Genomic DNA, 9,475 nt, shown 5'->3' with positions numbered 1-9,475 from the left:
CGGATTCATCCAGAAGGAGCAGATCAACTACGAGCAGGGCGGCTACTACCACGTCTACTACCCGACAGACCCGACCCAGATCGCGAACGACATGCAGCGAAAGCTCAATGACTGGTACGCGAAGATGGGGCAGCTCATCCAAGAGTTCGAGGACAAGTACGAACACGCAGAGGCCGACATCGAGATGCCCGCACAGAGCTAATCGTCTTCCGGCCGCTACTCTCTTCGCTCTCGTCCGTACTCTCACTCTCCTCGAACCGCTTTTAGGTCGTTTCGCTGACGGGAGTCCCCCGACGAGCCCACCGCTTCAGCGCTGGGCAGTAGAATCGTCGACGTCGTCGCTATCGGCGCCCCTACCATCGTTCGGCAAGACGGTGAACGGCCGCATCATGTCATGGTCCTCGTGTTCGAGCATGTGACAGTGCCACATGTACGTGCCCGTCTGATCGTTGAATAGTCCGTCGTGCCCCCCGAAGTGGACGATTACGTGGACTATTTCACCGGGATCGACGGTGATCACGTCATTCCACCCTCGTTCGTACGGCTTGGGTGCTTCGAGCGCCTCGAGGTCGAGCTCGTCCTCGTCTGGATCGTAGTCTCCGATCGGCTGTCGGCCCAGCATCTGGAAGTGCACGAGGTGGAGATGCATCGGATGGGACATCCCACTTCGGTTGGCGAAACTCCAGATCTCGGTGTCACCGAGCGCAGGTTCCTCGGTCACGGGGGCGTCAATCTTGAGGCCGTCCGGCTCTTCAGCAGTTCCGAGCAAGTAGAGCTGTCGGCTGTAGTCGTCGGTCGTGCCGCCGTTGAGCGTGAGATATCGCTTGTTGTCGACCGAATCGATGGGAATGTCCGGAACACGAGTGAGTTCGTCGGGGAGCTCAGTAGCATCCTGTGAATCTCCGGCCTCGTTCACGTCCACGAGCATGATCTCGGGGAGCGAAACGATGTCGTCGTCCTCCAAACCCGTCCTGCCGCGATACTGAGCGGGCGCGTTGTTGTGGAGCAACAGCGTCTCGCCGACGTATTCGGAGAAGTCGACGACGACGTCGGCGCGCTGGCCAACGCCGAGCTCAAGGCGATCGCTGATCTCGACCGGCGTCGAGAGGAGGCCGCCGTCGTTCCCGATCTGGATGAACGACGGTCCATCTCCACCAGTTTCGCCCGACGATTCGTCGTACCGGCGGAATCTGAGGGAATAATATCGACTGTTTGACCCGTTGAGGAGCCGGAACCGATACGATCTGGGTTCGACGGAGAGCCGAGGCCAGGCCTTCCCGTTGACGACCGACGTGTCGCCATAGAACTGCGGAACGATACTCGGATCGGGGTGTGACTCGTCGCTGCCGCCTTTCTCGTCCGAGATGGCCGTTGGATAGAACAACGATCCATCCTCCTCGAAACTCCGATCCTGCAGGACGAGCGGGATCTCGTACTCGCCCTCGGGCAGACCGAGGCTCCGTTCGTGGTCACTCCGCAAGAGATAGAACCCCGCGAGCCCGGCGTAGACGTTTAATCGCGTAATGCCGAGCGAGTGGTCGTGATACCACAGCGTCGCCGGCGGCTGGTCGTTTACATAGTAGTAGTCTTTCTTCTCGAACTCGGGGCCCGTCTCCTGAAAGTCTCGAGTGAACCACGCCTGTGCATGACCGTCGCTCTCGGACTCGACGTTTCCGCCGTGAAGATGCGTTACGGTCCGTACGCCCGGCGTATCGTACGGAATGAGGTCGCTATGAATTGTCGTGTCTTCGGGCAGGAGATGCTCGTCCGGAAGGTCGTTCGCCCAGCGGACGTAGATCGGTTCGCCCTGCTCGGCTTCGATCGTTGGGCCTGGAAACTGCCCGTCGTAGCCCCAGACGGTCGTCGCCGGGAGATCGCGGTGTAGCTTCTGTTCGACCTCGCCCATTGCTATCTCGTAGCGAGGGCGTCCATCCTTCGTTCCGGACGGTTCCGCGACGCTCGGCCGGGGGACCTCGTCGACCCACTTCTCGAGGTCCGGCGACGAGTGGTCCGTTATCGTCGTTGCGTTCCCCGCTCGGGATGGATTCGTATTCCCCGTCGAACAGCCTGCGAGAGCCGAGATACCCGTGGCCCCGGCTGCGATGCAGAGCTCGCGGCGCGAGACACTCGGTCTGGACGGCCCAGTGTGAGTTCCCATAGCTCTGCCTATGAATGCTCCGTATATGCAGGACCGGTCGATTCCGATGCAGTAGGAATCTGAAGAAGAGACATCGTCGAGAGCCTCGCGGGCATCGTGCTGGGCGGGGTCTCGAGCAGAGTGCCCGACCGCGTCGAGATCCGTGAGAGAGTGGACCAGTACCAGAGTGACGACGAATACGACTACGTCGCCGACGATTTGCTGACCCAGCAAATCGTCAGCGTCGTTTTGCTGTCTCCTGGATTAGGTTACGATACACCACTTTCACGAGCCATGACTGACTATCAACTCGCGTTCAAACCGGCGATCGGACTCTACGGCCAGCACGACCCGAGCGCCGTTCTCTTCGATGACGGGACGCCCGTCTTCGGCGTCGAGGAAGAACGATACACGCGAGACAAACACGCGACGGATACGTTTCCCGAACGCGCGATCCGGGCGTGTCTCGACCATCGAAACCTGTTCCTTTCGGACCTGGATCGGATCCTCCTCCCGTACGAGCCGCAGCTCCGACGCGAGATCGCTTCGCACTACGTTACCGACGCAATCCGCTCGCCTGGTATCGGACGAAAGCTCTCCGCACTCGAACAGACGCTCGTCACGCAGGTTCGGAGCCAGTTCGTTCCGACCCGCCAGATCGAGAACCGCCTCGAGTCGATCGGTTCGCCAGTGCCGCCGATCGAGACGATTCCGCATCACCGCTGCCACGCTGCGAGCGCGTTCCATCCGTCGGGGTTCGACGAGGGGATTGTCCTCACGGTCGACGCGAAAGGTGAGTACGACTCGACGGTCGTCTGGCGCGGCGACGAGGACGGCCTGACACGCGCGTACACTTACGAACACCCGAACAGTCTCGGGCTCTTCTTCGCGGTCGTCACGGAGTTCCTCGGCTACCGGATGTTCAACGGCGAGGGGAAAGTGATGGGGCTGGCACCCTATGGCGAGGACAATCCAGAGATCGAAGGCGTCCTACGCGGGCTAATCGACACGGGCGCCGATTACGACGTCACCGAATTGACGAAGCGCTGGGGAACCGGCCACAGCGTCGAAACCCTCGAGGACGCGTTCGGCCGTCCTCGAAACGAGACACCCGGCGAGTTCGACCAGTGGGAGAAAGACCTCGCGTACACCGCTCAGAAACTGCTCGAGGAGACGGTCGTTGACATCGCGGAGACGACCGTCGATCAGTTGGACACGGCGAACGTCGCGCTCGCCGGCGGCGTCGCGCTGAACTGCAAGCTGAACAAGCGCGTTCGTGAGTCACCACACGTCGACGACGTCTTCGTCCAGCCGGTCGCCAACGACGCGGGGCTCGCACTCGGTGCGGGATGGGCGGGACAGCCGCCGTCGGCCGTCGACCGCCAGACCGATGTCTACCTCGGACCCCAATACGAAACCGAGGAGATCCGCTCGACCCTCGAGACGAACAAACTCGAGTACGCAAAACCGGACGACCTCGAGCGGTACGTCGCCGAACGGCTCGTCGACGGCGACCTCGTCGGATGGTTCCAAGGCCGGATGGAGATGGGGCCGCGGGCGCTCGGTGCCAGGAGCATCCTTGCCGATCCGCGCACCGCTGAGTCCCGCGATCGAGTGAATCAATTCGTCAAACATCGCGAGGAGTGGCGCCCGTTCGCTCCCTCGATGCTCGAGTCGGCTGCCGAGGAGTATCTCATCGACGGCGGTTCAGCGCCGTTCATGATCGATGCCTACGACATCCGGTCCGAGAGAACCGACGAGCTCGAGGCCGTCTTGCATCCGGCCGATGACTCGACGCGTCCCCAGACCGTTCGCGAAGACCAGCACCCGCGCTATCACCGGCTCATCGCCGAGTTCGCCGACATCACCGGCGTACCGGTCGTCCTCAACACCTCGTTCAACGATCATGCCGAACCGATCGTCCGGACGCCGACGCAGGCGATCAAGGACTTTTACGGAATGGGACTTGACGTGCTCGTCCTCGAGGACTTCGTAGTCGAAAAAGACGTGACGAAAACGGATCGGCGTTCGGAACTAGCACTTCGTTCGGGAGGCGCGCCGAACCCGATACAGCAGTAGCAGCGAGTACCGCCCCGATACAGTCGTCGGTGACGTCAGTGCGCCGCGTGCGTCTCGAGGACGTCCACGAGCGTTTCAGTGCTCTGGAACCCGTCGTCGAGGCGGGCGACTTCGTCGCCGTCGCGTAGGACGACGAGCGTCGGGACGCTCTGGACGCCGAACTCGGCGGCGAGATCCGGGACTAGACCGGCGTTCACCGTCGCCACGACGCCAGGTGCGCTGCGCGCGACTCCAGTGAGTACCGGCTCCATCGACGCGCAGATTCCACAGCCGGACGTGACGAACTCAAGCAAGACGAGGTCGTGTGCGTCGAGTAAGTCGTCGTAGTCCGCCACATCGTGTAACTGGACGGGTTTGTGGGTCGCGCGGCCGTCGCCGGTCAGCTCTGAGGGTGTGGGTTCGCTCATCAACACCGCTAGGGTCCGAATGGGTATCAGTATTTTGCAGGACTGACACAATACTATTGTGCAATCGGTCGATCGATCCAGAGACGAAGATGGTGACGACTGCATACCGACGATCGGAAAATTGATGGCTAATATTGTCCCTATAGACGACAGAGATGTTTCTCGAGTTATCCCTGGAAACAAGCTTGAGAAGGTCTAATTCGACCCTTTCACAGATTACCGGTAACTCGAGCTTCGATAAATCTCGCCGAATAGCACAGCGGAATACGGGTGGCCGACCGATGTCCTCGAAACGGCGGTCTCGAGCGGTCGAGATGCGCCTTCGAACTAGTATGAGTGCTCCCGAAACTACAGTCGACGTCGAACAGTTCTTCACCAATCTCTTCGAATTCCAGTACCGCGAGGTGACGATGGTCGGCGCGACGCTAACCGTTCTCATCGCCTCGATCGTCTTCTTCCCGGGTTTCGCGAACGTCGGACGGGGCGTTCAGTCCGAACTTTCAGTCGGATTGCTCGCCGTACTGAGCATGGTCGCGATCGTCGCTGGCATCGTCAAGGGAATGACCGGCTTTGGCTACTCGCTCATCATGACACCGATATTCGCGACGGTGATCGATCCGACCGTCGCCGTCGTCGTCCTGGCGATTCCTCCGTGGATGCTCAATATGTTCCAGATTGCGGAAACCGGAACGGGGCGGTCGTTCGTTCGCGAGGAGTGGTCGCTCCTGTTGCTCGCCGTTATCGGGACCGTCATCGGCGTCGCAGCGTTGGCGACGTACAGCGCTGGACCGCTCGTCCCCTTCGTCATCGGACTCGTCCTCCTCAGTTACGTTGTCTTTCAGGTCGTCCAGAACTTCGTCACGGTCGAGGAAGCACACCACCCAGTCGCCCTCGGTATGGCTGGGTTTTCCCAAGGCTTCCTGCTCGCTCTCGCGAATCTCGGGCCGCTGCTCCCGGCGTACTTTCACACCTTCGAGCGGGATGCCGAGCGATACATCGGCGGGTTGGCAATGGTTCTCGGAACGATATTTACGGTTCGTATCGTACAGATGGCGCTGTTCACCGATCTTCTGACGACCTACCGACTCTGGCTCGGGTCGGTGATCGCCGTCGTCACGATCGTCGGTCTGCTGGTGGGAACGTATCTCCGACGCCTCGAGTTCGACGAGCGCGCGTTCAACTGGTTCGTCGTCGGACTCTTGTTTGTTATCTCGCTCAACATCTTTCGCAACTCCGTACCGGCGCTGTTCTTCTAACAGTAGTTGGTATGGGTTTGTTATGCAAAACGGCACTCGAAACTGGATTACTTGATCCAGTAAGTACATGTTCGAACTTAACGCACTGGTCTGATACCGGTATAGTGGACTTTCGGGATTAGATGCCGAGAAATCTGAGGAAAAGCCCCCCAAGTAGAACGAATACACCAATAGTTGTGCCAACCAATGGCGGTAGAATTGGTATTGGTATCACAATCAGAAGTAAACCAATTATGATGAGTTTGGTTGAGAGCTTCATACCGGTTCTTTGTCCGCAACGCAAAAATAGGTGACAGGGAGCTACGCTGGCCGTGTCCACCCGGCAATAGCACGCCCAAGGTAGTTTCGACTTGTTACAGTTAAGGTTCTTATGAGCAAACCAGATGAAACAGAGACGTGGTTAGGAATCCAGAAAGTGGGGAAGCCACTCGTTATAGCAGGTACTGTTCTTGGATTAGGGCTGGGTGGTTTTTTCGATGGGATTGTGATACATCAGATACTGCAATGGCATCACATGGTATCATCTTATCCAGATCCAAGTATTGCAAATGACCTCCGATTAAATATTGTAGCCGATGGATTGTTCCACACAGCAACATATGTATTTACTATCTTAGGGGTAACTCTCCTTATGCGAGCATGGCGAATGCCGTTCGTTCCTGCGTCAAGACGCACCTTGTTTGGGTCAGTAATTCTTGGATGGGGCATATTCAATCTCGTTGAAGGATTGATTGACCATCAGCTTCTGGGTATCCATCACGTTTGGCCAGCGGGTCCCGGCCCAGTTATCCTATGGGACATAGCATTTCTGATTTGGGGACTGCTATTCATCGGTGGCGGATATGCCATTATCCGAGGAGATTCATCTGTTGCACTAGTATCGCAGAGAGATCAACCCGAACAGGAAGAAGAACAATCGCAGAGGGATCAACCCGAACAGGAAGAACAAACTACGTAGATCATTCGTAACCTGTCTACGTTCAATCGGTATCGCACGGGGAACCAATCACTGAACCTAAACAGAATCCGTACTACATGAGGTAGAACAAGGGGAAGAGGAACACCCAAACTATATCCACGAAGTGCCAGTAGAGCCCAAAGTACTCTACCGGTCGGTTGTCCTCGAGATAGGCGTCGACGGTCACAATCCGATATATCATGAACCCGGCGATGAGCAGTCCGAGGATGACGTGCAACGCGTGTAGTCCAGTTGTTACGAAATACATCGAGTACTGCAGATCGGTAAACCAGTAGATGCCGTGGGAGAACTCGTAGCTCCACTCGTAGCCCTTGGTCGCGAGGAACGTGAGGCCGAGTAGCGACGTCACTCCCATCGACCCCAGAAGCCCGCGCTTGTTCCCGCGTTCGGCCATCACCAGCGCGATGACGACCGTGAAACTCGAGGTCAGCAGGACGTACGTGTTGATCAGCCCAATCGTTGCCGAGGGTGGGACGGTCCCAATCTCCTGCCAGCCAGTGTGGATACGTATGAAGATGTATGCGCCGATGATGGCACCGAAGACGACCAAGTCCGAAGCGAGGAAGAACCAGACACCAGTCTTGGTCGTGCCAACGCCCTCGAACGGCCAGCGTTCGGCGATGACCATCTGCGGGGCGTTGAACTCCTCACGACCGTACTGGAACAGCGAACCGAGAAGAATACCGACTCCAACCACCGAGAGTACGGGAAAAAGGATATTAGTGCTCCCCGCCGCTTGACCGGCAAGTTCAGCCCCATGGGAGGTAGCGAAGTTGGCGACGTATGGTGTGATACCCGACAGTCCAAGGAACGTGACGAACATACCGAGTCCAATTCCAAACGGCCAAATGCTCGCGTGATCCTCGTGGTCTGTCTCGAGCGGTTCGGCCTGCGTCCGCTCGTGGGCAGCTGCACCGCCGTCGGTCGCAGTTGATGACTGATCGTCAACGAATTCAAGGCGGCCGCTCGCGTAGCTTGGTCGATTCGGCCAGTTCTCAAGCGGCGGTGGTGATGTCGTCGCCCATTCGGCGGTCCGCGAGTACGTCCACGGGTTATCCGGTGCATCAGGACCTGAGACAAGGCTCTTTCCAAGCGTAATGAACACGAGTAGGAACGAGAGTGCTAAGACGAACGCCCCAACCGTCGCAAACTGATGGTAAATCTCTAGGTCCTCAGAGAAGTGGAAAACACGCCGGGGGGTCTCCCAAGCAAGGAACATCGGGAAATACAACAGGTTGAACCCGGTAAAGTAGACGAGAAAGCTGAGCTTGCCCAGCCGTTCGTCGTACATCTTCCCGGTCATCTTGGGCCACCAGTAATAGACGCCGCCAACTAACGCAGTGATTCCGGCAACCATCACGTAGTGGAAGTGGGCGACGACCCAGTAGGTCCCGCGGAACTCGTAGTCGAGCACGACTGCGCCGAGGAAGACGCCAGTGATCCCGCCGAGGATAAACAACACAAGCGCGCCCATGTTGAAGAGGAACGGCGTCGTAAACCGGATTCGTCCCTTGACCATCGTGTAGATCAGGGCGAAGACCATCAGGTCGAACGGCAGTGAAATCCCGATACTCGTTGCCATAAAGAGTGTCTTAATCGGGAGGTTGATCGTCGTCAGGAACATGTGGTGCATCCAGACGAGAAACGACTGGACAGCCACGAGGACCATCGCGATGATGACCCACTTTCGGCCGACCAGTCGCCGCCCTGTGAACGTCTGAAACGTCTCGAGCATGATCCCGAGCGCGGGGAAGAAGACAATATACACCTCTGGATGGCCGAAGAACCAGAACATATGCGCCCAGAGGAGACTCGAGCCCTGCCCCGTTGAGGCGAAGTACTGCGTCAGCAGGAGGCGGTCAGTCAGGAGAAGGATTAGTGCGGCCAGTAGCGCTGCGAAGGCAAAGAGCATCATCCAAACCGTCAGCAAGGTCCCCCATGTGAACATTGGCATATTCCATAGGCCGACCCCTTCGGCGCGACAGCGATGGATCGTCGTCAAGAAGTTTACCGAGCCAAGGGTGACTGAGATGACAAACAGCGTCAATGCGAGGATCGCTGAATTTCCACCCATTGTCAGCGTATATCCGGGATTATAGATGGGGATATTCAACGGTGCGTACATATACCAGCCGTTGGCCCATGTGACTCCTTGGAAGAACGAGAGCAGGAGGAGCAGCCCCGAAAACAGGTAAAACCAGTAACTCATGGCATTCAGACGCGGGAACGCCATATCTTTTGCACCGATTTGCAGCGGAACGACGTAGTTGCCCAAGGCAACTCCGAGTGGGGAAATAACCCAGAAAATCATCAGCATACCGTGCACCGAGACGGCCTGATTGAATTCAGTGTTCGTGAGAAATCCAGTACCTCCAGACTCCCACAACTGAACACGGAACAACAGTGCAAGGACACCACCAACGACGATTAAGAACAGAGAGGTCACCAAATATAAAATTCCGATATCCTTGTGATTCGTCGTGACCAGCCATCGCTTGACGGACGTTCGCGGTGGGAGATCACTCATCGCTACCCATCCCTCTCTCCAGTACTATAGGGATCAGCGCTCTAGTTCATATCTTCACGGTGCGTAGAGACGAGTATGACTGGATGGGGA

General features: G+C 57.7%; 6 protein-coding genes and 1 pseudogene. 4 read left to right on the top strand and 3 right to left on the bottom strand.

What is annotated here, in order from left to right:
* Nucleotides 1–202, top strand: a pseudogene (locus PGX04_RS08635) (helix-turn-helix domain-containing protein); the annotation flags it as partial.
* 105 nt (nucleotides 203–307) lie between these two features.
* Here PGX04_RS08635 and PGX04_RS08630 read toward each other — a convergent pair.
* Nucleotides 308–2,158: a multicopper oxidase family protein gene (locus PGX04_RS08630; RefSeq protein ID WP_273738130.1), complete on the bottom strand. Its 1,851-nt coding sequence runs from the start codon at nucleotides 2,156–2,158 to the stop codon at nucleotides 308–310.
* A gap of 273 nt (nucleotides 2,159–2,431) precedes the next feature.
* Between PGX04_RS08630 and PGX04_RS08625 the strand changes: the two genes are divergently transcribed.
* Nucleotides 2,432–4,216, top strand: coding sequence for a carbamoyltransferase family protein (locus PGX04_RS08625; protein ID WP_273738131.1), 1,785 nt, complete (start codon nucleotides 2,432–2,434; stop codon nucleotides 4,214–4,216).
* A 35-nt stretch (nucleotides 4,217–4,251) separates the two neighbouring features.
* On the opposite strand, the gene PGX04_RS08620 is transcribed toward PGX04_RS08625, so the two are convergent.
* Nucleotides 4,252–4,623, bottom strand: a complete 372-nt coding sequence (locus PGX04_RS08620; protein WP_273738129.1) for a thioredoxin family protein — start codon at nucleotides 4,621–4,623, stop codon at nucleotides 4,252–4,254.
* 332 nt (nucleotides 4,624–4,955) lie between these two features.
* Here PGX04_RS08620 and PGX04_RS08615 point away from each other — a divergent pair, with 332 nt between their 5' ends.
* Together PGX04_RS08615 and PGX04_RS08610 are read left to right on the top strand one after the other, a co-directional pair.
* A complete protein-coding gene (locus PGX04_RS08615; RefSeq protein WP_337959453.1) occupies nucleotides 4,956–5,879 on the top strand; it encodes a sulfite exporter TauE/SafE family protein in 924 nt (307 codons plus the stop codon).
* 370 nt (nucleotides 5,880–6,249) lie between these two features.
* Nucleotides 6,250–6,837: a DUF2243 domain-containing protein gene (locus tag PGX04_RS08610; protein WP_273738127.1), complete on the top strand. Its 588-nt coding sequence runs from the start codon at nucleotides 6,250–6,252 to the stop codon at nucleotides 6,835–6,837.
* Nucleotides 6,838–6,910: 73 nt separating this feature from the next.
* On the opposite strand, the gene PGX04_RS08605 is transcribed toward PGX04_RS08610, so the two are convergent.
* Nucleotides 6,911–9,385, bottom strand: a complete 2,475-nt coding sequence (locus tag PGX04_RS08605) for a cbb3-type cytochrome c oxidase subunit I (protein WP_273738126.1) — start codon at nucleotides 9,383–9,385, stop codon at nucleotides 6,911–6,913.
* Between the last annotated feature and the right edge of the window lie 90 nt (nucleotides 9,386–9,475).

Source organism: Natrinema soli (genome assembly GCF_028618695.1).
Note: the sequence above shows the minus strand (reverse complement) of the source record. Positions and strands in the feature narration are given on the sequence as shown.

What these genes read in the sequence shown, in the direction of transcription:
- PGX04_RS08630 (WP_273738130.1), bottom strand. Translation starts at nt 2,158, where the DNA reads ATGGGAACTCACACTGGGCCGTCCAGACCGAGTGTCTCGCGCCGCGAG.
- PGX04_RS08615 (WP_337959453.1), top strand. Translation starts at nt 4,956, where the DNA reads ATGAGTGCTCCCGAAACTACAGTCGACGTCGAACAGTTCTTCACCAAT.
- PGX04_RS08625 (WP_273738131.1), top strand. Translation starts at nt 2,432, where the DNA reads ATGACTGACTATCAACTCGCGTTCAAACCGGCGATCGGACTCTACGGC.
- PGX04_RS08620 (WP_273738129.1), bottom strand. Translation starts at nt 4,623, where the DNA reads ATGAGCGAACCCACACCCTCAGAGCTGACCGGCGACGGCCGCGCGACC.
- PGX04_RS08610 (WP_273738127.1), top strand. Translation starts at nt 6,250, where the DNA reads ATGAGCAAACCAGATGAAACAGAGACGTGGTTAGGAATCCAGAAAGTG.
- PGX04_RS08605 (WP_273738126.1), bottom strand. Translation starts at nt 9,385, where the DNA reads ATGAGTGATCTCCCACCGCGAACGTCCGTCAAGCGATGGCTGGTCACG.